This is a genomic window from Domibacillus sp. DTU_2020_1001157_1_SI_ALB_TIR_016, from assembly GCF_032341995.1.
GTDB classification, from domain to species: Bacteria; Bacillota; Bacilli; order Bacillales; family Domibacillaceae; genus Domibacillus; species Domibacillus indicus_A.
On sequence record NZ_CP135438.1, the window covers coordinates 80629 to 106622 of the forward strand.

23 protein-coding genes and 2 riboswitches are annotated in these 25994 nt (G+C 41.5%); of the genes, 10 read left to right on the top strand and 13 right to left on the bottom strand.

Annotated elements, in window-relative coordinates; all coding sequences use genetic code 11:
* Window positions 1-6: 6 nt before the first annotated feature.
* From RRU94_RS00360 to RRU94_RS00370, 3 genes are all read right to left on the bottom strand, one after another.
* Complete coding sequence (locus RRU94_RS00360; RefSeq protein WP_315691305.1) at window positions 7-1458, bottom strand: acyl-CoA reductase; 1452 nt, start codon at window positions 1456-1458, stop codon at window positions 7-9.
* Window positions 1455-2546, bottom strand: coding sequence for a LuxE/PaaK family acyltransferase (locus RRU94_RS00365; RefSeq protein WP_315691306.1), 1092 nt, complete (start codon window positions 2544-2546; stop codon window positions 1455-1457). Before RRU94_RS00365 ends, RRU94_RS00360 begins: the two co-directional genes overlap by 4 nt.
* A 72-nt stretch (window positions 2547-2618) precedes the next feature.
* Window positions 2619-2728: riboswitch (TPP riboswitch) on the bottom strand.
* A gap of 389 nt (window positions 2729-3117) precedes the next feature.
* On the bottom strand, window positions 3118-3846 hold the full coding sequence (locus RRU94_RS00370; protein ID WP_315691307.1) for a MurR/RpiR family transcriptional regulator: 729 nt from the start codon (window positions 3844-3846) through the stop codon (window positions 3118-3120).
* A gap of 262 nt (window positions 3847-4108) precedes the next feature.
* On the opposite strand from RRU94_RS00370, the gene RRU94_RS00375 reads away from it, so the two are divergent.
* A complete protein-coding gene (locus RRU94_RS00375; protein ID WP_315691308.1) occupies window positions 4109-5437 on the top strand; it encodes a 6-phospho-beta-glucosidase in 1329 nt (442 codons plus the stop codon).
* 509 nt (window positions 5438-5946) lie between these two features.
* Here the strand turns inward: RRU94_RS00375 and RRU94_RS00380 are convergent.
* The 3 genes from RRU94_RS00380 to RRU94_RS00390 form a co-directional block, all read right to left on the bottom strand.
* Window positions 5947-6555, bottom strand: a complete 609-nt coding sequence (locus RRU94_RS00380; protein WP_315691309.1) for an RsfA family transcriptional regulator — start codon at window positions 6553-6555, stop codon at window positions 5947-5949.
* A 405-nt stretch (window positions 6556-6960) separates the two neighbouring features.
* Complete coding sequence (locus RRU94_RS00385; protein WP_315691310.1) at window positions 6961-7254, bottom strand: MafI2 family immunity protein; 294 nt, start codon at window positions 7252-7254, stop codon at window positions 6961-6963.
* Window positions 7255-7428: 174 nt separating this feature from the next.
* Window positions 7429-7884: an SRPBCC family protein gene (locus RRU94_RS00390; RefSeq protein ID WP_315691311.1), complete on the bottom strand. Its 456-nt coding sequence runs from the start codon at window positions 7882-7884 to the stop codon at window positions 7429-7431.
* 325 nt (window positions 7885-8209) lie between these two features.
* On the opposite strand from RRU94_RS00390, the gene RRU94_RS00395 reads away from it, so the two are divergent.
* Window positions 8210-8359, top strand: a complete 150-nt coding sequence (locus RRU94_RS00395) for a YjcZ family sporulation protein (RefSeq protein ID WP_315691312.1) — start codon at window positions 8210-8212, stop codon at window positions 8357-8359.
* A 598-nt stretch (window positions 8360-8957) separates the two neighbouring features.
* Here the strand turns inward: RRU94_RS00395 and RRU94_RS00400 are convergent.
* Complete coding sequence (locus RRU94_RS00400; protein WP_315691313.1) at window positions 8958-9227, bottom strand: hypothetical protein; 270 nt, start codon at window positions 9225-9227, stop codon at window positions 8958-8960.
* 442 nt (window positions 9228-9669) lie between these two features.
* Here RRU94_RS00400 and tnpB (RRU94_RS00405) point away from each other — a divergent pair, with 442 nt between their 5' ends.
* Window positions 9670-10884: an IS200/IS605 family element RNA-guided endonuclease TnpB gene (gene tnpB / locus RRU94_RS00405; RefSeq protein ID WP_315691314.1), complete on the top strand. Its 1215-nt coding sequence runs from the start codon at window positions 9670-9672 to the stop codon at window positions 10882-10884.
* 135 nt (window positions 10885-11019) lie between these two features.
* Here tnpB (RRU94_RS00405) and RRU94_RS00410 read toward each other — a convergent pair whose 3' ends face one another.
* The 5 genes from RRU94_RS00410 to tnpB (RRU94_RS00430) all read right to left on the bottom strand — a co-directional run bounded on the left by RRU94_RS00410 (window position 11020) and on the right by tnpB (RRU94_RS00430) (window position 16580).
* Window positions 11020-12063, bottom strand: coding sequence for an S-layer homology domain-containing protein (locus RRU94_RS00410; protein WP_315691315.1), 1044 nt, complete (start codon window positions 12061-12063; stop codon window positions 11020-11022).
* Between the two features lie 127 nt (window positions 12064-12190).
* Complete coding sequence (locus tag RRU94_RS00415) at window positions 12191-12598, bottom strand: hypothetical protein (RefSeq protein ID WP_315691316.1); 408 nt, start codon at window positions 12596-12598, stop codon at window positions 12191-12193.
* 31 nt (window positions 12599-12629) lie between these two features.
* Window positions 12630-12815, bottom strand: a complete 186-nt coding sequence (locus RRU94_RS00420) for a hypothetical protein (RefSeq protein WP_315691317.1) — start codon at window positions 12813-12815, stop codon at window positions 12630-12632.
* A gap of 1265 nt (window positions 12816-14080) precedes the next feature.
* Window positions 14081-14392 (bottom strand): IDEAL domain-containing protein, encoded by a 312-nt coding sequence (locus RRU94_RS00425; protein ID WP_315691318.1) that lies wholly within the window; start codon window positions 14390-14392, stop codon window positions 14081-14083.
* A 973-nt stretch (window positions 14393-15365) separates the two neighbouring features.
* Window positions 15366-16580 carry an IS200/IS605 family element RNA-guided endonuclease TnpB gene (gene tnpB / locus RRU94_RS00430; protein ID WP_315691319.1) on the bottom strand — a complete coding sequence of 405 codons (1215 nt, stop codon included), beginning with the start codon at window positions 16578-16580 and terminating at the stop codon, window positions 15366-15368.
* Between the two features lie 284 nt (window positions 16581-16864).
* Window positions 16865-16951, top strand: a riboswitch (cyclic di-GMP riboswitch).
* A 52-nt stretch (window positions 16952-17003) separates the two neighbouring features.
* Here tnpB (RRU94_RS00430) and RRU94_RS00435 point away from each other — a divergent pair.
* On the top strand, window positions 17004-17705 hold the full coding sequence (locus RRU94_RS00435; RefSeq protein ID WP_315691320.1) for a response regulator: 702 nt from the start codon (window positions 17004-17006) through the stop codon (window positions 17703-17705).
* A 241-nt stretch (window positions 17706-17946) separates the two neighbouring features.
* On the opposite strand, the gene RRU94_RS00440 is transcribed toward RRU94_RS00435, so the two are convergent.
* Complete coding sequence (locus tag RRU94_RS00440) at window positions 17947-18546, bottom strand: RsfA family transcriptional regulator (RefSeq protein WP_315691321.1); 600 nt, start codon at window positions 18544-18546, stop codon at window positions 17947-17949.
* A 583-nt stretch (window positions 18547-19129) separates the two neighbouring features.
* Between RRU94_RS00440 and RRU94_RS00445 the strand changes: the two genes are divergently transcribed.
* Genes RRU94_RS00445 through RRU94_RS00470 form a run of 6 tightly spaced genes read left to right on the top strand, consistent with a single transcriptional unit; the run spans window position 19130 to window position 25651 of the window.
* Window positions 19130-20191 (top strand): putative 2-aminoethylphosphonate ABC transporter substrate-binding protein, encoded by a 1062-nt coding sequence (locus RRU94_RS00445; RefSeq protein WP_315691322.1) that lies wholly within the window; start codon window positions 19130-19132, stop codon window positions 20189-20191.
* A gap of 15 nt (window positions 20192-20206) precedes the next feature.
* Complete coding sequence (locus RRU94_RS00450) at window positions 20207-21211, top strand: ABC transporter ATP-binding protein (protein ID WP_315691323.1); 1005 nt, start codon at window positions 20207-20209, stop codon at window positions 21209-21211.
* Entirely contained in the window at window positions 21208-22938 is a 1731-nt protein-coding gene (locus tag RRU94_RS00455; protein WP_315691324.1) for a putative 2-aminoethylphosphonate ABC transporter permease subunit, read from the top strand. Before RRU94_RS00450 ends, RRU94_RS00455 begins: the two co-directional genes overlap by 4 nt.
* Window positions 22935-23732 carry a phosphonoacetaldehyde hydrolase gene (phnX, locus tag RRU94_RS00460; RefSeq protein ID WP_315691325.1) on the top strand — a complete coding sequence of 266 codons (798 nt, stop codon included), beginning with the start codon at window positions 22935-22937 and terminating at the stop codon, window positions 23730-23732. Before RRU94_RS00455 ends, phnX begins: the two co-directional genes overlap by 4 nt.
* Window positions 23729-24820, top strand: coding sequence for a 2-aminoethylphosphonate--pyruvate transaminase (locus RRU94_RS00465; RefSeq protein WP_315691326.1), 1092 nt, complete (start codon window positions 23729-23731; stop codon window positions 24818-24820). Before phnX ends, RRU94_RS00465 begins: the two co-directional genes overlap by 4 nt.
* A gap of 30 nt (window positions 24821-24850) precedes the next feature.
* Complete coding sequence (locus RRU94_RS00470) at window positions 24851-25651, top strand: DeoR/GlpR family DNA-binding transcription regulator (protein WP_315691327.1); 801 nt, start codon at window positions 24851-24853, stop codon at window positions 25649-25651.
* Window positions 25652-25994 lie beyond the last annotated feature (343 nt).

Consider the following 25994-nt stretch of genomic DNA (forward strand, 5'->3'; position numbering starts at 1 on the left):
CCTCATCTAGTCGACGTAGGGGGCAAATTGCTCGCTTGATGCCTCTGCCGCTGCTTCTATGTCGACCATATACACTAAATCCAATAGATTAAACCGGCCGTCGTGGTGCCAGCCAGCTTCTGGTGATGTCATGGATCCGAGGGCGGCAATGCGTGTAACCCCGATTTTCGCAAGCTGTTCAGCCCAGCGAAACAGTTCAGCAGGACTGGCAGCCACTCCCACCGTCTGAAGAAAAGAACGATGGGGCGCAATGGTTGGAAGAATGTCTTCAATGTCGCGGAAAGCAATAACTTTTACCACCCGGTTTAGCGCACTTGGCAGAAAAGAAGAGGAGTTTTCTTCATAAACCACGGTCCAGTCATTTGCTCTGTTACCCAGCACTTCATGGCCAGGTTTTGAAAAAAGTGCTATTTCCTCCCTTTGGCGCCATGCTGCCGCCGCTGCGGCTTCCTCCATCGAAAGCTCCCGCCGTGGATATCTTGTTTGAAAGTTCTCCAGTTCATTTGCCAAAAAGCGCGCGAAATCACGCGGCGAAACATGTCCGCCTTCTTGAACATAAAAAAGGTGAGGAGAATAGCAGCCCTGCTGATCATATCGGATCACATCAAGCGCTGCCTGATGGACCGTAGTCCACCCTTTTCTTGAATCAAGGCTTGATTTTGATACAGCCCCAAAACTGATTTTATGGCCAAAAGGTAAAAAGCGCGTTGTCACCGGCATCCGGTTTTGCAACGATTGCAGTGACTGATTGCCTCCATAGCCTATAACTACCTCTGACTGCTCAAAGAGCTGCTGCTCCCTCTCTTCGTCGCCGCCCTTCCACCACACAACCGCAAAACAGCCTGCAAGCCGGGGTTCAATTTCTACCAGCAAATGGGCAAACCATCCAGAAAAGAACGGTTCTGCGCTAGACACTTTACCGACTGCTCCTGCTTTCACAAGCAGTCCTGAAATAAAACTCCACAAAGGAAGAGCCGGAACATTCCCGGCCCAAATATGAGTGATCAAATTCGGACCTATGGCTTTGGAAAAACCTCCTTTGATGCGGGGCTGAAAATCATCCAATAACAACGGATTGCCGAAATCTTCAGCCAGAAAACGCTGCAGCCCCTTTTTTCGGAATGTTTTTAAATAAGATGTCAGGCCAAGCCGGATGATTTCTTCATCATAGCCTGTTACGATAGGCAGCAATTTTTCCGCTTTTTGCCGATAAGGTGACTGGCGGTCCAGCAGCTGCTCAATGGCCCTGTCAATAATGCAGATCATATCTGAAACAGAAAAGCTTTTCAGCACTTCCTCGCTTGCTTTTTTCACTTTCTCAATCACTTTATTTAATTGTTCCTTTGTTAATAAAGGAATCTCCGCTTCAACCGTCTCTCCTTTTTTAGAGAACGTTAACACTTTCATTTCCAAGGTGGTCTCGCCTATATCCGGCAGGTATCCTGCAATTTCCCTCATTCTAATGCACCTTTTGAAGCTGTTTTGATAAATTCTTCTGCCGCAATGGAGCATCCTTTTGCTTCCGTACCTTGAACACGGCCCAAAAGCAGAAAGCCATTCTCTGTTTCCATCCCCATATCTTCCGTCAGAATGGTCGTAACCGAATTGAAATTGCCCAAATCACAGTGGACTAGAACGCCCTGTTCACCTTTAGGCAATTCTTCTCCTGTTAAAGGATTGATCACTCTTGTGCGGATCCAGTGAGGCCCAGATTTGACGGAAGGTATACTTTCATTCCCGCTGTCATAAAACTGCGTGCTGAGTTCTGTCATACCGTACATATTGATACAGGCTGAGCGTTCAATTCCAAGAGCAGCTGACAGCAGGCGATAAAACTCTGACAGCTCCATTTCTTTGGATTGATTTTTAAACCCGCCTGTATCAAGCACTCTGCTTCCTGTAGGAAGGGAGAAAGTTTTGCCTCGGCGTGTCAATTCTTCAAGAAGGTGCACAAAGCTGTAGCTTGCGCCCAAAAGGGCATAGGGCTCTCCCGTTTCCTCAGCACGGTTCAGCTCATTTAAAAGACGGTCTATATCAATTCCTTGTTGCGTCAAAAGATAATGGCTTTCGGCTGTGGCGAATTCCTGGACTGCCAATGCCAAATAATGAGCAAGCGAGGAATTGGGCATTTCCTCTTCCGCCGGGAAAAGAATTCCCATACATATGCGGTCTCTCCCCTGCATAAAGCGGTTTTTAAAATTTAATGTCATTGATTGATCGTAAATACGCAGATCCGGATGGAAGTGCTTCCCTTTCACACCCTGTGTCGTTCCGCTCGTCATAAAAACGGCTTGTGCTTCTTCAGGATCGATACAGCTTAGTGTAATGTTTTTAAATGCGGTAATGGGCACAGCCGGTATGTCTTTCCAAGACTTGACCATTCGTGGTGTTTTCCCTTTTTGTCTGCAAAATGACTGGTATGGAAGATTGTTTTGATATTGATAGGTGTAGAGACGGAGCGCCAGTTCATTAAAATCCTGCTCTTCGGACGAATCTTCCTGCATAAATTCCATTACATGTTTTATAATGTTTTGCTGTTGGTCCATATTCTTTCATTCACCCTTTTTGTATAAATATAAAATAAAAAAAACACTTTGCGCAGGCAAAGTGTCGATAGGTATTATTCTTCCCACTTTCCCTACGCTGGCATTACCCAACAGGTTATCACGGTCTACAACAGATTAGTTGTACTCTCAGCCTGATTCCACAGACTCCCGACGGTTTTATTTGGTTCAAAGTCTACTCTTTCTTCTCTTATAATGCAACTAAATTTTGCTTCTGACTTTTTCAAACACTATTTTTTTGATTACTATCCCTCTCAGAGCTTAGTTTAATTATACATAAAATTGAATACTTGCTTACAAGTGCTTAATACTTCCATGGAGAGAGGATGGATAATCCGGCGAAAGTCCGGAGCAGCCTCCTCTGTTGTAGTGGAAATTAGCCATACCACAGTAAGCAGTATCATAGGAATGAGGAAGGATCAGATTATATAAAAACCCCCTTATAGGAAGGATAAAAAGCACAGCTTATAAGCTGTGCTTTTTCAGGCAGCTATGTGCCTTTGATTTTGTTAGATGGTTTTCTGTATAGGCAGTGGTAAAAAATGATCTGCATTTAACGGGAATGCAAAAGAGCATGCATGTTCCTCGCAATAGATTCAATTAAATAAAGCACAGGCAGCTGTGTGGTAATGTTTGTATAATGATGACGTTCTTCCGTAATGTAATAAGCAATATTAATTTCAGACATTTTAGCAAGCGCACAGTCTTTGTTATTGGTAATACTGACAATGCGGCTGCCCTCTTTTTTGAGTTTTCCAGTTAAATCTACCGTGTGCTTGTGTTCACCGCTGATCGACAGGGCAATCGTTGTCGTCTCCCGCAAATCGTCATAGACTGGAAAAAAAGGATCGCTCATATACGTGGAGAATTTTCCTAATCCGGAAAAATAATGGGAGCCATATTGAGCGAGAATACCGGAGCTGCCGCTGCCTGCAAAAATCACGCTCTTAGAGGAAGCAGCCAGTCTGGAGATTTCTTGAATGTCTGCTTCAAACCGCCCCTCAAACGCTTTTTCTGCAAATTCCGCAAAGGTATAATGCGAACTTTTAATATTCTTTTTCTTATCCATTTCCAGGTCAATTTTTAATTTCGCTTTTAATTCTGCGAAGCCTTCGCAATCTACTTTCCGGCAGAAACGTGAAATGGTCGAAGGCGAAACATGCGTGGCATCCGCCAGATCCCGGGCACGCATATGGATGACTTTCTCTCGATTAGAGGCAATATATTGGTATAAAATCGTTTCCAATTCATTAAACGATAAAATGTGTTCATAAGTAAACAATCCGATCCCTCCACCGCACAATCTTAAAAAAATTATAACACGGATAAGACTGCTGCTCTTCCATGTTTGATTATTCTTTATTTCGAAAAAGGATGAAGTCTTCAATGGCGGCCTTTCACTAGCTTTTGCACTGGGTGTAACACGTTGTTACTAACTTGTAACAACCATCTTCTGCTGGAATAAAAAACGCAATAGCCCGAACACCTTCCCTCCTTATCTTGATCACGATACCATAAATATATCAAAAGTGGAGGTGCAAGAGATGACAAAAGGAATTAAAATTGCCACTATTGGCGGCGGATCGAGCTACACCCCTGAACTGGTTGAAGGATTTATTAAACGGTATGAGGAACTGCCTGTACGCGAACTCTGGCTTGTGGATATTGAAGCCGGGAAAGAAAAGCTTGAAATCGTCGGCACCCTTGCCAAACGAATGATCGAAAAAGCCGGGCTGCCCATTGACGTTCATTTAACACTCGATCGCCGGGCCGCTTTAAAAGATGCTGACTTTGTTACAACACAGTTCCGTGTCGGCCTTCTTGATGCACGGGCAAAAGATGAACGCATCCCTTTAAAATATGGCGTGCTTGGCCAGGAAACCAATGGGCCAGGCGGCTTATTCAAAGGACTGCGTACGATCCCGGTTATTCTGGATATTTGCAAAGACATGGAAGAGCTTTGCCCGAATGCCTGGCTCATTAACTTTACCAATCCAGCCGGCATGGTAACCGAAGCCGTTCTGCGTTATTCCAACATCGAAAAGGTGGTCGGGTTATGCAACGTGCCGATCGGCATGGAAATGGGCATTGCCAAACTGCTTGATGTAGACCACTCACGTATTCGGATTGATTTTGCCGGTTTAAACCATATGGTGTATGGACTTGACGTGTTTGTAGACGGAGAAAGTGTCAAAGACAAAGTCATCGAGCTCTTAACAGACCCGAATAACAGCAGTTTTGTGAAAAATATCGAAGGCCTCGGCTGGGAGCCGGAATTTATCCGATCATTGAATGTCTTAACATGCCCTTACCACATGTATTACTACAAAACAAAAGACATGCTGGAAAAAGATGCAAAGAACGCACAAGAAGAAGGTACACGGGCAGAAGTTGTACAGAAACTGGAACAGGAATTATTTGAGCTTTATCAAGATCCACAGCTTGATATCAAGCCGCCACAGCTTGAAAAACGCGGCGGTGCATACTATTCCGATGCAGCGGTTCGTTTGATCACCTCTATTTACACGGATAAAGGAGACATCCAGCCGGTGAATACGCGTAACAATGGCGCCATTGCCGGCATTCCAGACGATTCGGCTGTTGAAGTAAGCTGCGTGATTACGAAAAACGGACCAAGACCAGTCGTCATGGGAGAACTGCCAGTTGCGGTACGCGGCTTGGTGCAGCAGATTAAATCGTTTGAACGTGTAGCAGCAGAAGCGGCTGTAACAGGTGATTATGAAAAAGCCGTATTAGCGCTTACGATTAATCCATTAACCCCTACTGATACCATTGCCAAAGAAATTGTGGATGAAATGCTCGAAGCACACAAAGAGCACTTGCCGCAATTCTTTCAAAAAGTAAACGCCTAAAAAAAGCAGAAACTAGTCCACTTGTTTACTGACAAAGGGACGTTTAAGAAAGCACAGCGCTTCTGCTGTGCTTTTTTACAGAAATATTCGCTTTGTAAAGAGCTTATAAATCGTTCAGGATGATGGCTTCTTTTTTTCTTCTATAACCGATAAAACCTGAGCTTCTGCTCCGTATTCTAACCGAATGGTTTTTCTCGCATTCGCGGGTGTTCTTGCAGTGACAGGCTTGATTTGCTTTTCTCCCTTTATTTCCATTTCAACAAGGAAGCATTTTGAGCCACACCTCATGCATATTCCTCCTTTTCGGCCTTCAGTCTTTTTGGCATTATTGTAAAGTAAACGATCTTAAAAAGAAAAGCAGGAAGTATTTTTGATTTCTTTATGATGGCGGAGATAAGGATGTAGAAAACATCTCTATAGAGAGACAGATGGAAACAGAGAGAGTATAACAGCTGATAATCATTCCAGTCCTACCCGCAAAATAAAAAGCGCAGAATGCACTGCGCTTTTTATTTTGCAATTTTCTCTAAATGATCGTTGTTTTCAAGCTGCAGGGTGGATTTTTGGGCTGATTCATCACCCAACACGACCATTTTTCTCGCACGGTCCATTATTTTAACTAATTCTTCATAGTCTTGCTGCATCGTGAGCGCTCTTTTTTCAAGCTCCTCATATTTTGTTTCTATCGCCGCTTTCTCACGTTTGATCATGTCAAGTTCTCTTTGAAGGATTTCGCAATCTGCTTCAGATGTATTTATGTTTTGCAGGAAAGCAATAATCTCTCTCATCGTAAGGGCTGAAGAGCCTATAGCTGCATTTGTGTTTTCACCCGCAGATGGACCTTCTAAAATAACTTGTATGCCTGAAGCCCGTTCTTTCTTCTGAAGGCTACGAAAATATTGTTTCCTTTGTTTGCGCGCAAGGCCCAATGCTTTTTCATACTGCTTCCGAATCACAGCATTCCAGCGGAACCCGCAGGCTGCTGCCGTTCTGTTCAGTGTATCTCCTACTTCTTCAAACGCTTTCAGTTGGGTACTTCCCTCGCGCACATGACGTAATACCGTTTCCGCAAGGAGCAGATCATTTTCTTCTGACCAGGCATCTTGTCTCATTTTCATTGGTTATCTCCCCTTTTATTCGAATTGTCTTTCAACAAGATGGCCACTTCTACCTCCTTTTATATAAAAGCACTTAAAAATTATGTATTCCATTTATATTCTGGTGAACTTTAAAATATTTATGAAAATGAAGAGAACAACCCCGCTTTTCTTGAGGTTGTTAACTGGCATGCAATCCACTTGTTATATTTAACTGTTTAAAGGCCGCTTAAGCACAAACAGGCACTATCGTCCTGCTTAAGAGAAGTAGTAGTTTTATTTCATCAGGGATTGTTTTTAACAAGTTTGAACGATATAGATGTTCTAAAGGTTAAAGTATTTCTTCATTCCTTAAAGGATTTTAAAAAAATGCCTATACTTGCGAACAATAAATTGCTTTATTTTTTAAACGAACTGTTGAGTAAATCATCCAGCTTCTTCCCATCGTAAGAAAACCCAAAATTGTAACATATCCATTTTTTGTGGATAGGGGTAATTAACATATTCCTCCTCTAATGAAGAAATAAAAGGAAAGTCAGCCAGCACTTCCGTACATGCTGTACTAACAGCATCTTGCTCTTCTTCAGTGGGTTCACCATCAAAGTACCCTTTCCAATAAAGCTTGCTGTCCTCCAATTTCACAGTCAGCCCTCTTAGCTTTGTTGAAATTGCCCCTATTAAAGCCCGATGACAAGATACAATTAGCTTGTTTTGCTGCATACATTACACCTCTCTCTATTGAAGATGGCATACTATTTCTAATTAATTTTCAAATAGCATAATTACTGTATTAAATTTACTAGTACCCTTGTTCAACAGTTTCGGTCAACTGCTGCTTAACCTAAGAGCAGCGTTGCTTTATTCCTTCTGCAACTAAACACCGGCTGCAGAAGGTTAATCCATATTTTCGGCAATCTTTTTCAGTTCTTTTGCACGAGAAATAATAAATGCGCTCATATACTTTTCCAAAAACAACTTATCGGCTGCAGCGCCAATTAGACCAAATGGCGACTTATATTGAAATGTATCTATCATGATGGTTCCGCCTGCTTCTTCAATAAACTGATGGGTATGAACAAAAGATTGGAAAGCTCCCTTCACCATAATATCTACAAACTTATGAGGTTTTTCCATTAATGTTACCTTGGCCGTCAGTCTTTGTTTAATACCAAAGTGAATGGCTTCCCAGGTAACAGTATCTCCCTGTTCTAGTAACCCTTCTGTCACTCCACCAACAGCTTTTTCCTTTGTTTCAGAGGTCGTTTGAGTATGAATATCCACATTTCTTGCAAGGTCAAAACATACTTCGGCAGGTGCTTTAATAAACTGCTGATGCTTAATAACAGGCATTTTTTATTCTCCTTCCAAAAGCACTTACTAACACACCCATAATTATAATTTGTCGCAGTTAGTATTAACTACTTCTTGTTCAACTTACCTGACCGGCAGTTTAACGTAAAAATACAGTATCCTTTGACGAGCCTTTCTTTAACCTGGTTAACGAGAAAGCTTTTTACTTAACAGTTTTGGTTAACTACTTAATAAAATTTACGGTCGGCTCCCTGATTGGCTTGACCAATCTGCCTTACAGGTAAAATTTTTTATTTGGATAAGGTCATTCATCCAATCCTTGCCTGAGCTTCTCCGTACTATATAGAAGCAGGAGGTGATAGCTGTGAGCTACGAAAACAAAGGTGGATATGAAAACAACGGTGGATACGGGTCTGGATTTGCGCTTGTTGTTGTTTTATTTATTCTTCTTATTATTATTGGTGCCTCTTACGTGAAAGGAAACCACGGATATGGTGGTGGCGGATACTACTAAGTGTCCTGCTTTTCTGTAAGAATGAACCCTGCTTCTTTGTAAACTCTTACTTTAGCTGCTGTTTGAATATGTAGGGTGACTGTATCCAGTAGATATTGGGCATGGATTCATATTTAATCCAGTTCAAGCCGAATCAACTGTTTTACCTTGGTTCATCTTGAACTATAGCCTGCCCATCAATCACAGTTCATCCGCGTTTATTCGGTTAAAATGTGATTTTCAAGTGATTTTTTCATCCTCAATTTTAAATCTTTTGGTTTTTCTTCTTCCAAAGTCAAATACATCTATACCCCCGGCCAAAACCGGGGTTTTTTGTTACGTAAAATATTATTTTCAATATAATTCCAGTTGTTTATACTGAAGAACAAGAACATACATTCCAACAAAAAGGAGTGGTGTTTATTCGGAATAAAAATGGATATAAATTCATTATTTTCCAATATTGTAACAAGTGTGACCTTGGTTGTTTCCCCTGCCGATCTGATATCATCCCAGTTCGCCATTTCACATCACCACCTCTGAGATTGTTTTTAAGCAAAGAAAAAAGCACCCGCTATACGGATGCATTGTTTCTTTTTCTCTTTTTTGCTTGGGCAACTTAGTTTAATAGAAGCTTTTGTGCTAATACTACGCCTTCATCTTCAAGTTCTTGCATAATCGGTATAACATTTTTATGAATACCAGTCGTCTTCTCTAATTCTTTTGCATACTCTTTAAACTGAACATCCATTAGAAAAACCCAGGTTTTATTTTCTTTTTTTTCAAATGAAAAGTTCTTTGACTCCAGGTGAAACTCTTCAAATTTTCTTCTGAGTTCTTGTAAAAATACTTCCTGATTATTAAAATTTATTTGATATTTAAATCGCACTTTCCCACTCCCCTTTTACCTTATATTTTGACAAAGGCTTTGAATTTCCTGCTCCCCAGTCGACATAAAATCTGTTATCATATTCAATTGACTTCAAAGGGAAGAGTGTACATCGTGGAAACAGGGCAAGAAATTGATTTAAGTATCACGTACAATATCAGTGAATACCCTCATACTAAAAGCGGCCATTGTGATAACTACGGCAATGCTCATTTTAAGAGCTCAATTAAAAAATAGTAACCGTAAGAAAGGTACACCCACTGGCATCAGTGAGTGCACCTTTCTTTTTAGTATATTTATCATCTTCGGCGAGAACACCCCCACTTCAAGCTTGCTAAGTGGGAGATGAATCGTTGCTCTTTCAGTCATTCTTTTTCCTTGAACGCTCTATTACTAAAATGGTATAATTAGGTATAGAACAAATGTTCAAGGGATGAGGAAAATGATAAAAACCAAAAAAGATGAAAAACAGAACCTTCATTTTAAAGCCTTTCGGTTTAAAATCCATCCAAGTGACGAGCAAAAACAACTGATTAACCAAACGATCGGCTGCTGCCGGTTTGTCTACAATTATATATTAAATGAAAACATCAAGAGTTTTGAAAAAACAAAAAAACGGTATATGGAAACAGCTGCTAAAAAGCTCCTCCCTGGGCTAAAAGAAACGTTCAAATGGTTGTCTGGTTCTGACAGTATCGCTCTTCAGGCAAGCATCGAATATCAGTACGAAGGATTCAAAAAATATAAGGAACAGCCGAAAAAAGAATTAAAAAAACGAGCCGCTAAAAAATGTGCAGAAGGCTATACGCCAACGGCGTATGACTTTAAGGGCCACCCAACATTCAAAAGCAAGAAAAACCCGGTCCAAAGCTACACAACCAAAATGACAAATAACAATATTAAAATGATAGACAACCACATTCAGCTTCCGAAACTCGGCTGGATTCGTTTTTCCAAGTCCCGAAACATCGAAGGCGACATTAAGCGTGTCACCGTGCGCCGCAGCAGTACCGGCCGGTATTCTATTTCGGTCATTTGCGAGATGCCTTATTCCCGGTACAAACCGAGCATCAACGATGCCGTTGGCATCGATGTCGGGCTGAAAGAATTTGCTGTACTCTCAAACGGCCAAGTCATCGCCAACCCGAAATACTACCAAAAATACGAAAAGCGATTAGCCTTTCTTCAGCGTGCGTTTGCACGTAAAAAAGAAGGGTCTAAATCGTGGGGAAAAAATAAAGCCCAGATTGCTAAACTGCACGAAAAAATCAAACATACAAGAGAAGATTTTCTTCACAAGCTGACGACCAGGCTCGTTCATGAAAACCAAGTGATCGCAGTGGAAAACTTGGCGGTGAAGAATCTCGTTCAAAATAAAAAAGTAAGCAAAAGTATTCAGGATGCATCATGGTCAAAGTTTAACGCCATGCTGGCCTACAAAGCAAAGTGGTATGGCCGTACAATCGTAAAAGTGGATCCGTTCTTCCCATCAAGTCAGCTCTGTTCCGGGTGTGGCCACCAGCATAAGGCTGTAAAAAATCTCGTTGTACGCGTGTGGGAGTGTCCGTCCTGCGGCGTTCGTCACGACCGGGATCTGAATGCAAGCCTGAACATTAAAAGTGAGGCCCTTCGGCTTCTTTCCCTTCAGTCTAGTTAAGCTTGATCATAAAACCGTTGGAATACGGGGTTAGCCTGATTACTGAGGGTCGAAGGTCCTCTTGCCCAGGAATCCCCCACTTCAACTGTCAGGTAAGTGGGCGGTAGTTCAAAAAGAAGCTTATAAATCAAAAACTTATTCAGTAATTGTGAAATATGCCGCTACAGACACCTTTTCTCCTTTATTCATCGATGGATAAAATGTATGACTGACTCTGTATTCTCCCGCTGTGATCAATGTTTTAAAGTCACCAAACCAAAAACCCTTTTTTTGAGTTTCATCAGCTTCTATGCCGGGCATATCAGTCGGAAACATTAGGTAAGAATTGTATTTTATTGAGACCCACTTATCTCCTTGTTTTTTCTCCAACTTATATATACGACTGTATATATAAGCGAAATCTGCTTTATTAACAAGTGTCACACTTACAGATGTATCAGACGACAATTTATAGCTTTCCTTCTCCGCAGTCATGGTTAGTCCGCCCTGTGAAGAAGGCAGTTCGCCATAAGAAGATGGAGGAGACAAAGCTGGATCACTCAGCCGGGCTACCATCATCGCAAATTCGCCTCGTTTTATGGGGTTATTTGTGCCAAACTGTTCAGGCGTTATTCCATTTACAATGCCTGTAGCAACCAGTTTGTTGATAGCCTCCGCGTACCGTCCTGTTAGATCTGTAAAATGATGCACTGGCTCGTTAGGTGTTATCAGCACTTCTCTATACGCTCTTGCGAGAATGATAGCAGCTTCTCCCCTTGTAATTGTATCGTTAGATCCGAAAAAGGTTTCCGTTTTTCCATTTACTACTCGGTAATATTGAAGATAGGAAATCGCACTTTTTGCCCGTTCTGGAATGTCCTTAAATGTTAAAGCACTTATAGGTGTAGGAAAGTATTCTTTTCTAAAACCCATACCACGTGCAGCAATCATGGCGGCATCCACGCGCTTGACCGGCAGATCCCACCCAAATTTATCTGCACTGACACCATTAAGATACTTGTTATGATAAAGGGCTGAAACTATGTCCATTCGTTCTTGAGGAACATCCGTAAACGGGAATTCAGATGTAGGTTTTGCATAAATCGGCATGAAGTCTGCCGCCTCCGCCGAAGGACTAGTTGAAGCAAGTACCATTCCCGCAAGTGCAGCCATAGCTATAATACGAGGTACCTTTTTCATTAATGTTCCGCCCCCCTGCTCTTACAAATTTTCTCATTAATTGATACGTTATACAGTACAACAGAAAGCGAAGGAGATTCATTATAAAACAAGAAAAAAACACCCTTGCAGATACTTTGGTAAACAGTTACCTCGCAAGTTGGTTGATAGTAGACTCGAATGCTTCTTTTAAATATATGTCTAATAATTCTTCGCTTAATTCCATATCTTTAGAATAGTCATAAAATCTTCCCTGCTCATACTTCAAGATCTCTTCACGCCATTGAAATCCTGGCTTTACCTTGGCTATAATTTCATCCTTGTAAAAACGGATAGAGAGTTCTGACAGTTGGTTAAGTTGAATACTCCAACACTTCTCTTCTATTTTTATTTTTAATGTCTTTCCAGTAACCTCCTTCTCATCCTTCAAGGAAGCTGAAATATCATTAAAATAATTGGAGATTAGGTTATAGGCGTTTTCTTTGGAAAACTTCTCTTCTAATTCATTTTTGAAGGCTTTTTTGCTGAGGTCAATAAATGTTTTTTTATAACTCACTTTTCATTTCCCTCTTTCTATAAAGTACCGTTTATCTGGATGTAACTGTTTCTCTTTTTTCTTTTACAAATTTTTTTATTTCCTTGTAAAATTCTTCTTCCGTTACGATATTTTTTTCACTAAGCAAATTAGACACGGCCATAATATGCGGGGATATGCTGCTCAATTCTTCTATCTGTTCAACGTATTTTTTCAATTCTATTTTTTTTTCACTCATCTTACCACTTCCTCCCTCCTATATACTGCAAGAGGAAGAAATAAAATCCTATAAAAATCGTTCATCAAATTTCGACAAAAGTAAGTGATCCCCTGGTTAATTCTATATATTAGGCGCTCTCTATATTTGGACATAAAAAAACAGCACCGGTTTGGGTGCTTTTTATAGAACTCTACTTATAATAAACCACCAATCCTCGTCCACCTTGCGGAAATCGCCATGCATGAATTCTTTTAACCGAAAATAAACAGCCACATTCCTTAAAACGCTTAAGTGAAGTCGAAAATATAACTCCTGATACGGATGTCTAAAGCTTCGTTATATTCATACATATTGAAATTGAATGCTTTACTATCTTTAGCTGATCTATACGAGTGTCTAGTTTGCGGATTGTAATGAACATAACTAATCAGGATGATATAAACTTCTGTGTAAAGATCGAATTGGTGAGTTTTTTGAAAATATCCTTTAAACTTTCAAGATGCTGAACTCTGCTCTTTTTAGGCTTCCCTACGAAGTGAGCCTCTCCCCGACCTTCACCTTACCCTCACAGACCACCGTCATACATGTATTCCGTATTTCCATTAAATCCAATTCCAGCTTCATTGTGGAAGGAACAATTACAATATCTTTTATAGTCGAGAAGCTCCCAGTCTGTTAAAATAGAAATGCGAATACTATTTAAATACCCCGGGGCTTTTTGTTTACTACTTCTGAAAATGGGTACATGTTCATTAACCACTCACCTGAACTTGCCCATTCTCTCTTTTTGCCGAGTTTATCTCGGCTTTTTTATTTTGTCTGTATGAAAATTTTTAAACTTGCCCATAATAAATGGTATGAGAAGACCCCCCATTTTCTCATCCGATAACCCATAACACTGTGCAGCTGGAGCCTCCTCTGGCTGTTTTTTTGCATATTTTTCTTGAAATGCGGGAAATAACCAGTATCCAGGCGTTAAGGAGATCCCCTCTAATTAGCGCTCTTGATGCTCCTTATAGCGTGGAAGCTTGAACAAAAAATTAGCTCCGCATTCCCCTTCAAAATCTCCGGTTTAGTGGGGGTTAGGTGCTAATTTTTTGTTCAAGTAATGCTCATATCGCTGCTTGTTTGGTCTTGTCACATATAAATCATTTCTTTTTCGTTGATTGTTTAAAAAAAAACGAAGAGTGTCATCCTGCGCTGCTTTCTTTAGGTTATCCGACCATTTTGATCCGAACTTTTCTCTATAATAATGTTGCACTTCCTCTGGCGTCTACTGTTGCTCAATGACTACTCCACGATACGCTACTTTTTAATCCTCTCGTCAATTCCTCAAACCATTCTTTGTCTTTCGTCATAAGGGCTAGATCAATGAGTGCTGTTTTATCCTGAACATCATCCAGTAGTGTACCAATGGGTTTTAAACGATGCTCCTCAAATAGTAACTTCGTTGGCGTTCCCCATATCAATTCGTCTTTTATGATTCTTCCTACTATCGCTAGCTCAATCTGACTGTGGTAACAACCAGTCCTGCTGACATAACCAATGACTGTAAGGTCCCCGATTTCGGCTTTTTTCCACTCTCCGATCTCCAAGGCTGTTTCCCCCTTTTTTAGTAAGCAAAAATACAAACTACATTAGGGGGTAAAAAGGCGGTAAATTCATAGATTTTCCTATAATACATGCAAAATTTTGGACTCTATTATATTTGTCTTAACTGAAAAAGTGAGACGTGAATAAAACGCGAAACTTCATTATTCAAAACTACATTTCACTTCCTCTATCGTTGCCACATATAATACATTTACCCAGATACCTTTTTGCACCTATCTAGAAACTTTTGAGATAACTATTCTTGGTTGGAATAGTTACTTTTTCATCTATTCATGCTGCTCAAAATTCTATTCTTTCACCTTGCAAATGTTCATTACTGTTCCTTTAAACTTAAGGTCAGCGCTTCCGCCTTCACTCCCCCTCTTTATATTCTATTACCGCTGCTTCTTGCCCGCTCCTCTGCTCTAGAAGCTTTCTTCGGAGCAGGAAATCCCGGAAAGTTGGCTCACCTTCAACATCGAAAATGACCTAATCTCTCTCTGAAAATCTCAAGGCTGCCAACTCTTTTATTCAATACTTGCTAGCAAACACAACACGAAACAAAAGACCAACCTTTCTAAGCAAACAATTTTTATACTTAATGAACCTGCCGAAGATTAATTAAAAGATTTTGAAGAGGCTTCTTAATCAATGGTAGGGCTCTACTACAAAATTTCGATTACCATTCCTGAACAGCTAAATGTAGAGCTCATTGCCAGGAGGTTCAATTTAAGATGGGTGCAGTCGTAAGAAAGTATGCAGAGATCAGCGGCCTCTTGATGATCATGCTTCTTTTATTATCTTACCCTCCACGTGGTACTTTTCTTTGCTGGACCCTCTTACTTTTTAAACATTTCTCATTTTTGAACTACCACCCACTTACCTGACGGTTGAAGTGGGGGATTCCTGGGCAAGGGGATCTTCGACCCCCAGTAATCAGGCTAACCCCGTATTCCAACGGTTGTATGACTAAGCTTAAATAGACTGAAGTGAAAGAAGCCGAAGGGCTTCTTTTTTAATATTCAGGCTCGCATTCAGATCCCGGTCGTGACGCACGCCGCAGGACGGACACTCCCACACCCGGACAGCGAGATTTTTTACATCCTTATGCTGGTGGCCACATCCAGAACAGAGCTGGCTTGATGGGAAGAGCGGATCGACTTTTATGATCGTTCGTCCGTACCACTTCGCTTTGTAAGCGAGCATTTCGTTGAATCTCGACCATGACGCATCGTGAATCCCTTTGCTTCGCTTTTTACTTTGGACGAGATTCTTCACCGCCAAGTTTTCCACCGCGATCACTTGGTTTTCATGAACGAGCCTGGTCGTCAGCTTGTGAAGAAAATCTTCTCTTGTGTGTTTGACTTTTTCGTGCAGTTTAGCAATCTGGGCTTTATTTTTTTCCCTCGATTTCGAACCTTCTTTTTTACGTGCAAACGCACGCTGAAGAAAGGCTAATCGCTTTTCGTATTTTTGATAGTATTTCGGGTTGGCAATGGATTCACCGTTGGAGAGCACGGCAAACTCTTTTAATCCCAGATCAATGCCAACGGCATCGTTGGTGCTTGGTTTGTACGGGGAATAAGGCATCTCGCAAATGACCGAAATAGAATACCGGCCGGTATTGCTGCGGCGCACGGTGACACGCTTAATGTCACCTTCGATGTTTCGGGACTTGGAAAAACGAATCCAGCCGAGTTTCGGCAGCTGAATGTGGTTGTCTATCATTTTAATATTTTTGTTTGTCATTTTGGTCGTATAGCTCTGGACCGGATTTTTCTTACTTTTGAATGTTGGGTGGCCCTTGAAATCATACACCGTTGGCGTATAGCCTGCTGCACATTTTTTTACGGCTCTTTTTTTTAATTCTTTTTTTGGCTGATCCTTATATTTTTTGAATCCTTCGTACTGATATTCGATGCTTGCCTGAAGAGCAATACTATCAGAACTAGACAGCCATTTGAACGTTTCTTTTAGCCCGGGGAGAAGCTTTTTGGCAGCTGTTTCTGTATACCGTTCTTTTGTTTTTTCGAAACTCTTGATGTTTTCATTTAATATATAATTGTAGACAAACCGGCAGCAGCCGATCGTTTGGTTAATCCGTTGTTTTTGCTCGTCACTTGGATGGATTTTAAACCGAAAGGCTTTAAAATGAAGGTTCTTTGTTTCATCTGTTTTGGTTCTCATCATTTTCCCACCCCTGAACGTTTGTTCCATACCTAATTATACCATTTTAGCAATAGAGCGTTCAAGGAAAAAGAATGACTGAAAGAGCAGCGATTCATCCCCCACTTAGCAAGCTTGAAGTCGGGGTGTTCTCGCCGAAAACGATAAAAATAACTTGGAATGAGTATGATACTGTTTTACGTGCCTTGAGCTTCATCTGTTTCCTTTGGCTTGCCCCATAACAGCTCCAAAACCCTCCCGACAAAATTCGACACTTTTATTTTTTACCTTTTTTCCATTATAATGAAAAATGATAAAGGCAAACTTATCGAAAGGTAAGGACGCAAAGCCACGGGTCTACCATTCTTTTGAGTCATGACAGCCGGGCTGCCAAATAGGGATTCCTTCCTTGTTTGGACTATTATTTAATAAAGGAAGGGATTTAACGTGCGGTCTATATCTAATGAATCAAAGACTAAAATCGTTCTCATTGACGGTCAACAACTATTTCGAGAAGGGATAAAGCGCATTCTTAATTGTGAAGAAACCTTTGAAGTACTTGCTGAAGGAAAAGACGGTGTTGAAGCAATTGAATTAGCAGATCATTATAAGCCAGATGTTGTGATCATGGATATCAATATGCCAAAAACAAACGGTGTTGAAGCAACTCGTAACTTAATCAGTAAATATCCGAATATAAAGGTCATTATTTTGTCGATCCATGATGATGAAACTTATGTTATACACGCGCTTCAATCAGGTGCTTTTGGCTATTTACTGAAAGAAATGGATACAAAGAAACTGATAGAAGCAGTAAAAGCTGTTGCAAAAGGCGAATCATACTTGCATCCACGTGTGACACACAAGCTAATTACTGCCTATCGCCGTTTATCAAGTGCGGCAGCTCGTAAAAAAGAGTTTCAACAGCCACCAGTCCGTCTGCCGCTGCATTTGCTCTCCCGCCGTGAAAGTGAAGTGTTACAGTTGTTAGCGGACGGTAAAAGTAACCGGAGTCTTGCAGAAACGCTTTATATTAGCGAAAAAACGGTCAAAGGCCACGTTTATAGCATTCTTCGAAAAATGGACGTCAATGACCGCACACAAGCTGTTATCAAAGCTATTAAAAATGGCTGGGTTGAAGTCAGATAGATACCTCTACTTCTAATCATCCTAAAAACAACTCCTGTTAAAACAAACAGCAAAAACCACCCCGTTTTTTAAAAGCCGTGGTGGTTTTTTATCATAAAAGTCATAAACGAGTTTACGCAGCGCTATTTTTTTGTTCAAAAAAGATGCAAAAAACTCTATAATACAGCGCAGATAACTTTCTGTTTTGTTAAAATTTAAACCGCCTGGACATATGCCCGGCGCTTTAAACCTAAATGGATAATTACTCCGCGATCTTTTCTAGATTACCGTTCTTCTCCATTTTAAAAGCAGGAGACGGGTCATTATCAGCTAATAGCACCGTTTGTCTAGCACGATTCATGATCCGCATTAAGGTTTCATAGTCTTCCTGCATCGTAATGTTTTCCTGCTGAGTTTGTTCTAATTTTTTCTCCAATTCAGCTTTTTCTTCTTTTATTATTGCCAGCTCTTTTCGAAGCTGTTCAACTTCTGCTGTGGAGGCCGCTTTACTCTCTAAATTAGTTAGAAAAGAGATGACCTGAGCTAAAGAAATGCCAAGATTTGCGGAATTCCCTGCTGGTGTCTCAACTGTATGATCTGCCACTTCAATATTTTTCTCTCTTCTAGCGAGTATGTGGAAATAATCTTTTCTTTGTTTTTTTGCTGTGCCCATTTCCCTTACATACTGTTGTCTAACGACTGCATTCCATCGGAACCCGCAGGCTGCGGCCGTTCTATTCAACCTGTCTCCTGCTTCTTCAAACGCTTTCAACTGGGTACTTCCCTCACGTACATATCGTAATACTGTTTCAGCAAGCTGCCAATCATTTTCTTCTGACCAGGCATCTTGTCTTTCTTTCATCGGTTATCTCCCCTTTTATTTAGATATCCTTTTCACGAAGATGGCTGCTTCTCCCGTCCTATATAGAAAAGTACTTGAAAATGAAGTATTCCAAGTATATTCTGTTCAACTTTAAAATATTTGTGAAAATAAAGAAGATAGCCAAGTTTTGTTTTAGATTATTAATTTCGTACAATCTGCTGATACCTTTATAAAACCCAAAATTGCCCCAAATCCCCCTCTATACAGGCGCGTAACATCACTCTTGTCGTAAATAACTAGTAGTTTTACCTGGTGAACCTCTCCACCTAAATCAAAGAATCAGTTCCTGAATCCCTTCGCTTGCCCTACTTTCTCAAGCTGATGAATACTCAGGTTTAAAGATCTGTCACAGTAAATAGAGTCATCGAACTTCATTAACATGAAAGGAGTTCGATTTAGTTCATCCATGCGGTATTCTTTGAATTTGCTTCTACTTTTTATGTAACTCCAAAATGAAACAACAAAAAACCACAATAATATCTTAAAAAAACCTTAATACCCTCTTAACAAACACAAGATACAATAAAATAACAATAAAAACAACAAAAAAAGGAGCATTAAAATGAAAAGAATAGCCTGGTCTTTATTGGTATCTAGCACATTGTTTATTTCTGCTTGTTCAAATGAGAAAAGCGCTCCAGCAGAAGCACAGTCGGGCGTATCAGGAGAATTAACTGTTTACACGGCGATTGAAGAAGAGGTGCTGCCTGTTTACCTGGAGTCCTTCGAACAAAAGTATCCAAAAGTGGATGTGAACATTGTCCGGGATTCAACAGGTATTATGACCGCTAAGCTTCTAGCAGAAGGAAAAAACACAAGTGCCGATGTGGTGTGGGGTATAGCGGCTTCAAGTTTACTTGCGCTAGATCAAAAAGGAATGCTCGCCGGCTATACGCCAAAAGGCGCTGATAACATTAAAGATGCGTACAAGGATCAAAACGAGCCAATGAAGTGGACGGGCAATACAGCTGCCATGACCGGAATCGCAGTCAATACAGCAGAACTTGAAAAGCTGGGGCTGCCAATTCCTAAAACATATGAAGACCTCCTGGATCCAAGATATAAAGGGCTGATTGTCATGCCTCATCCGGCTTCCAGCGGCACAGGTTATTTGACCGTTAACGCCTGGCTTCAAATGATGGGGAAAGAAAAAGGATGGAATTATATGGACCGGCTTCACGAAAATATTGGAACATATACACATTCTGGTTCTAAGCCAGCGAAAATGGCAGCTGCCGGTGAATATCCGATTGGCCTTTCTATTGTATACACAGCTGTTCAAATGAAAGAAGAAGGAGCGCCAGTAGAAGTAGTGCTTCCTGAAGAAGGACTGGGATGGGACGTTGAAGCCAATGCCATGATTCAAAAAGAAGACAAAGAAAGTGACGAAGCAGCAAAAGCCTTTTTAAACTGGGCCATTGAAAAAAATGTAATGAAAAAATATTTTGATGCAAATGGATTTACCACACTGAATGAGGACTTTACGTTGCCGGCCTCTTTCCCATCAGATATTGAGAAGCATATGTATCCAGAAAATGATTTGTATTGGGCCGCAGAAAACCGGGATGCGATTTTATCGGAATGGGAATCAAAATATGGCACAAAAGCAGAGCCGAAAGAATAAAAGGAGGCTTTTCACATGGCAAAGTCATTACATATCCAGTCATTGTCCAAGCGTTATGGTAAAGCAACAGCGCTTGATGGCATCCAGCTTGATGTTCGAAAAGGAGAATTTATCAGTTTATTAGGGCCGAGTGGATGTGGAAAGTCAACCCTTCTTCGGATTATTGCCGGACTTGATGATCCTTCGAGTGGAAGCGTGTTAATGGACGGAGTGGATGTAACAAGTTCCTCCCCTGCTTCCCGAAATATTGGGATGGTCTTTCAATCTTATGCTCTTTTTCCCAATATGTCTGTTTTAAAAAACATCGAGTTCGCCTTAAAACCTCGAAAGTTGTCTTCGCAGATACGAAAAGAAAAAGCAGCACGCATGCTGGAAACGGTCGGATTGTCGGATTTCGCAGACCGGATGCCCCACCAACTGTCAGGCGGTCAGCAGCAGCGTGTGGCATTGGCTCGGGCACTTGTCGTTGAACCAGATTTTTTACTTCTGGATGAGCCATTGTCTGCACTTGATGCTAATGTGCGTTACCAGCTTCAGCGTGAAATCCGCCGTATTCATGACAAATTTGGCATGACAACCATTATGGTAACACATGACCAGGATGAAGCATTAACAATGGCCGATCGAATTGCCGTCATGACGAAAGGTCAAATTGTTCAGTTTGATACGCCGCAAAAGATTTACCGGTACCCAGCTGACTCGTTTGTAGCTTCTTTTATTGGTACATCTAATCAGATATTGTCAGGCGGAAAAATGAAAGTAATCCGGCCGGAGCATTTTACCGTTGCAGACATAGGAGAAGGCATTGAGGTAAAAGTGGAATCGATCCATTTTAAAGGAGCTTTTTACAGGCTGACTGTTAGGGTATTAGACCGGACATCCCCTTCCTTTAACGAAAAATGGGCGGTAGATCTGCAGGCTTCACTAGTCGAGGAAAAACATGTTCGCATTGGGGAGTTATTAAATCTTTTAATCAACGAAGGAAATTTAATTCCTGTAAAGGAAGTGGTCACCAGATGACAACGGCAGCGATTCCCCAAAAACATGAAACACATTACGGGCTGATGCGTTCTTTGCAATGGACAATCATCTTTCTATCATTTGGCTTATTATTGTGCGCTCCATTATCAGTGTTACTGATGGAAGCTTTTAAAACAGAGAATGGTCAATATGCGGGATTTGGACAAGTTATAAGTTATATTACAAATCCAGCTCTTCTGAACAGCTTATTCCATTCGATTAATATCGCGCTCTGGACAACGGCTTTATCGCTTGCCGGAGGTTTTAGCTATGCATTTGCCCTGGCCAGAACATGTGTAAAAAGCAAACGACTGCTTTTAGGAATAGCCATGCTCCCTTTATTTGCGCCTACGATGATGCATGGTATTTCCCTTATTTACTTGTTTGGACGACAAGGGATTGTAACAACTGGCTTTTTTGGAATGTGGCCGGGGATTGATATTCAGCTATACGGACCGGTTGGCATTGTACTGGCTGAAACGATTTATACATTTCCACAGGTGGTATTGCTGCTTTATATTGCGCTCCGCCAGGCTGACCAGGGGTTGTATGATGCAGCGAAAACCATGGGCATTGATTCAGTTGGGCGATTATGGAGCATTACACTCCCAAGTGTCCGTATGGCGCTTGTTAGTGCTGCCATGGTGGCCTTTACCCTTAGCTTCACAGATTACGGCGCACCGAAATTAGTTGGCGGCCAGTACAATGTGCTCGCAACAGATGTGTATAAACAGGTAGTCGGCCAGCAGAATTTTGGTCTTGGTGCAGTCGCCGGCATCCTGCTGATGACTCCTGCTATTATAGCATTTGTTCTAGATCAGGCAGCGTCCCGGAAGGCCTCCTTTCACCTTCATGCAAAAGCACGGCCGCTTCAAATAAAGCCGCACAGAGCTCGTGATATTGTATTCAATCTGTATGCATGGTTAGCAGCAGCCGGAATTATCCTGCTGTTTATCATGATGGTCATCGCCTCTTTTACACCGGTCTGGCCGTATACACTTGGTTTTACATTCGACCACTTTACATTTAACAGCTACACAGGAGACGGGTTGACCGTGTTTTGGAACAGCCTTGTCCTCTCCGTATGGACCGCTATCCTCGGTACAGTTTTTGCTTTTGTGTTCGCCTACTGGCTCCAAAGCCGCCCTGGCTCATCCGTCTTTTATCGGGCTGGGCATTTGTTAAGTCTTCTGCCCATGGCCGTACCGGGACTTGTAATTGGAATCAGCTATGTTTTATTTTTCAGCCAGCCGGAGCTGTCTGTTTTCGGCTGGATAATGCCAAATGTCTTGTACGGCTTGTATGGGACAATGGCCATCATGATTGTTTCAACAATCCTTCATTTCTTTTCGGTATCGTATATGACAGCTAAAACGGCACTTTCTAAGCTTGACGGAGAGTGTGTCGCAGCGGCCCGCACTTTAGGATTAACCAAGAGAGATACATTTTTCTTCTATATTGTGCCGTCATGTGTTCCAGCATTACTCGAAATGCTGATGTATTTTTTCGTTAACTCCATGGTAACCATATCAGCTGCTATTTTTTTGTATACGCCTGAAACAAAAACAGCAGCCATTTCAATTGTCAGCCTCGATGATGCCGGCAATATTGAATCAGCCGCTGCTATGGGCCTTTTGATTGTTTTGGTCAATATGGCAGTCAGACTTGTATATGAACAAATTTTGCGTTATATCAAAAAACATAAAAAAGGATGGATGAACTCATGAAATATCTTCAAGGTGTATTGTTGGATTGGGCGGGAACGACAGTCGATTACGGATGTATGGCACCGGTTGGCAGCTTTATAGAAATGTTCAAAGAAAAAGGCATTACTGTCACAATGGAAGAAACGCGAAAACCAATGGGTATGGCGAAAATCGATCACATTCGCACCATGCTGGAGATGCCTGGAATTCGGGCCCAGCTTGGGAACAAAGCGGTCACTGAGAAAGAAGTGATTGGAATGAATACACGATTTGAAGAACTTCTCTTTAAAAACTTAGCCAATTATGCGACTCCAATTCCGGGAGCAGTCGATGCCATTAACGATATTATAAAAATGCAGCTCAAAATTGGCACGACCACTGGGTATACGCGTGAAATGATGGACGTTGTCCGTGCCGGTGCCGCCCAAAAAGGATATGCGCCTGATATCGTCATTACAGCAGATGACGTAGATGCAGGGCGTCCGTTTCCATGGATGGCGTACATAGCTGCAATGAAAATGGGTGTTTACCCGATGAACCGCATTGTTAAAGTAGGCGATACAGTCATCGATATGGAAGAAGGAAGAAATGCTGGTACATGGACGGTAGGACTGGTTTATGGCTCCAGTGAGTTTGGCCTGACTCAGGAAGAAACCAATCAGCTAAGCAACCAGGAACGTTTACATCGTGCCGCAGCAGTTCGGAAAAGATTGCTTGCCGCAGGGGCACATTATGTGCTTGATACGATTGAAGAGCTGCCTGCTTATTTGCAGAAACTTGACCAGAAGCTTACTAAACAGGAGGTGCTTGTATGAACCGGACATTGCTTTTAACACCAGGACCATTAACAACGACAGATACAGTCAAGCAGGCCATGCTTGGTGACTGGTGTACATGGGAGGATACGTACAAACAAATGACGTGTGACATCCGGAATGAGCTCACTGCTCTTTCCGGGCATTCACGCTACACAGCTGTTTTGATGCAAGGAAGCGGAACGTTTTCCGTTGAAGCCGTTATGGGAACATTCATAGCCAAAACAGATCATGTACTGATTGGAGTAAACGGTGCTTACGGCCGCAGAATGGCAGAAATAGCAACAAAAATGGGGCTTCACTTCAGCACAGTAGAAACAGAAGAAACAAAGGCCATTGATGCACAAGCAATTGAACAAAAAATGATCCAGGATCCAACTATCACACATGTTATGCTTGTCCATTCTGAAACAACATCCGGTTTGCTTAACCCGGTAAACACCATCTGCCGTGCAGCTAAAAAGCATGGGAAAATAACCATTGTTGATGCCATGTCCAGTTTCGGAGGGATGGGCATCAACATGGACAGCTGGGGAATTGATGTGCTTGTATCCAGTGCGAATAAATGCTTGCAGGGTGTGCCAGGCTTTGGTTTTATTTTAGCGGATGAGCACCTGCTTCAGTCCCGGAAAGGCACTTCCCCTTCCCTATCCATGGATGTGTACAGCCAATACGAAACGATGGAAAAAGAGGGTGGAAAATGGCGGTTTACCTCCCCTACCCACGCTGTCCATGCGTTTGCCCGGGCGCTTGCAGAGCTGAAAGAAGAAGGCGGTATTCTGAAGCGTTATGATCGCTATACAGAAAATAAAAATGTGCTTATCAACGGAATGGCAGAGCTTGGTTTTCAAACAGCCATTGACCCGGCTATTCAGTCATCATTTATTGTTTCCTTCCTATATCCGGAAGATGATTTTTCATTTCAACATTTTTATGAAGCGCTCAAAAAAGACGGATTCATCATTTATCCGGGCAAGCTCACCGATTTAAAAGCTTTCCGTATTGGCACCATTGGAGATATTACATCAGAGGACATAAACAGGCTGCTTCAATCGATTCGCACTTATCGCGGCGTAACGGTTATGTAATCAAGTAAAGGAGGCAGGAAAACCTGTATAATGAAGATAATGGATGAACAAAAAGGCAGGTGCAGGCCGATGCTGGCTGAAGAAAGAAAGCTAAAGATTATTGAATATATTGAACGAGACGGAAGCGTCCGCGTAGCCGATTTGGCAGATGAATTTGTCGTATCTACTGAAACTGTGCGCCGTTATTTAGATGAGTTGGAACGAGAACAAAAATTGAAAAAGGTATATGGCGGCGCAGTAAGAAATCACGACAAAGAAGAAGCACCGATTGTCAGCCGCGAAACGATGAATATTTATGAGAAGCGGAAAATTGCCGAAAAAGCGGTGCAGCTTATCCAAGAGGGTGACAACGTATTTATTGATGAAGGCACGACAACCCTTCAAATGGCAGATCCTCTTTGCCGATTTTCCGACATTACAGTGATGACCACTTCTTTTCCTTTGGCCAACAAGCTGATGCAATCTTCTTTTCAAGGACACATCTTGTTTTTAGGGGGCATGGTTCAAAAAGAGCATTGGCGCACAGCAGGAAGCCTAACGGTAAGAATGGTTCATGAACTTCATGCGGATAAAGCATTTATTGCTGCAGATGGTGTAGATGAAAAATTTGGCATTTCAGGCTATGACAGCGACAAAAGTGTACTCGCAAAGCTATATATGAAGCATTCTGATTGTGTTTATGTGCTGGCTGATTACTCAAAAATAGAAAAGCGGGCTACCTTCAGCATCTGTGCTGTTGACCAGCCAGATTTAATTATCACTGATCGTTATCCAAAAGGTATTTGGTCAAATAAAAATTGGCTTGTAGCAATGGAACAGCCACTTTCCTAAAGGGCAGATTCCTCTCTTTTAAAATGAAAATGTATCATTACTGTTTCTACTATTATTCGCTTTATTTTTCTAAACTATATTTCGAAAATACACCGGGATGGAGATTATATCTTCATCCCGTATTTGATTAGTTTTGTTTTTTCGACTATTGTTTTAAAGCGAATTTCTTTTATTGTATATCTTCCTAACGCATTATCTCCCCATTGGTAGATCACATGCTGTTCGCTGATTCTTGATTAGCCGTTGTTTCGCGTTCTTCCAAGAGACAAATGGCTTCTTTTTTCGAAGCGGCTCATCGCTAATTCTTTTCTTTCCAAAACATCATTTTTCCCCATTTTATACC

Coding starts and splice junctions, on each gene's coding strand:
- RRU94_RS00360 (WP_315691305.1), bottom strand. CDS start 1,458: ATGAGGGAAATTGCAGGATACCTGCCGGATATAGGCGAGACCACCTTG.
- RRU94_RS00365 (WP_315691306.1), bottom strand. CDS start 2,546: ATGGACCAACAGCAAAACATTATAAAACATGTAATGGAATTTATGCAG.
- RRU94_RS00375 (WP_315691308.1), top strand. CDS start 4,109: ATGACAAAAGGAATTAAAATTGCCACTATTGGCGGCGGATCGAGCTAC.
- RRU94_RS00380 (WP_315691309.1), bottom strand. CDS start 6,555: ATGAAAATGAGACAAGATGCCTGGTCAGAAGAAAATGATCTGCTCCTT.
- RRU94_RS00385 (WP_315691310.1), bottom strand. CDS start 7,254: ATGCAGCAAAACAAGCTAATTGTATCTTGTCATCGGGCTTTAATAGGG.
- RRU94_RS00390 (WP_315691311.1), bottom strand. CDS start 7,884: ATGCCTGTTATTAAGCATCAGCAGTTTATTAAAGCACCTGCCGAAGTA.
- tnpB (WP_315691314.1), top strand. CDS start 9,670: ATGATAAAAACCAAAAAAGATGAAAAACAGAACCTTCATTTTAAAGCC.
- RRU94_RS00410 (WP_315691315.1), bottom strand. CDS start 12,063: ATGAAAAAGGTACCTCGTATTATAGCTATGGCTGCACTTGCGGGAATG.
- RRU94_RS00420 (WP_315691317.1), bottom strand. CDS start 12,815: ATGAGTGAAAAAAAAATAGAATTGAAAAAATACGTTGAACAGATAGAA.
- tnpB (WP_315691319.1), bottom strand. CDS start 16,580: ATGATGAGAACCAAAACAGATGAAACAAAGAACCTTCATTTTAAAGCC.
- RRU94_RS00440 (WP_315691321.1), bottom strand. CDS start 18,546: ATGAAAGAAAGACAAGATGCCTGGTCAGAAGAAAATGATTGGCAGCTT.
- RRU94_RS00445 (WP_315691322.1), top strand. CDS start 19,130: ATGAAAAGAATAGCCTGGTCTTTATTGGTATCTAGCACATTGTTTATT.
- RRU94_RS00450 (WP_315691323.1), top strand. CDS start 20,207: ATGGCAAAGTCATTACATATCCAGTCATTGTCCAAGCGTTATGGTAAA.
- RRU94_RS00455 (WP_315691324.1), top strand. CDS start 21,208: ATGACAACGGCAGCGATTCCCCAAAAACATGAAACACATTACGGGCTG.
- phnX (WP_315691325.1), top strand. CDS start 22,935: ATGAAATATCTTCAAGGTGTATTGTTGGATTGGGCGGGAACGACAGTC.
- RRU94_RS00465 (WP_315691326.1), top strand. CDS start 23,729: ATGAACCGGACATTGCTTTTAACACCAGGACCATTAACAACGACAGAT.
- RRU94_RS00470 (WP_315691327.1), top strand. CDS start 24,851: ATGAAGATAATGGATGAACAAAAAGGCAGGTGCAGGCCGATGCTGGCT.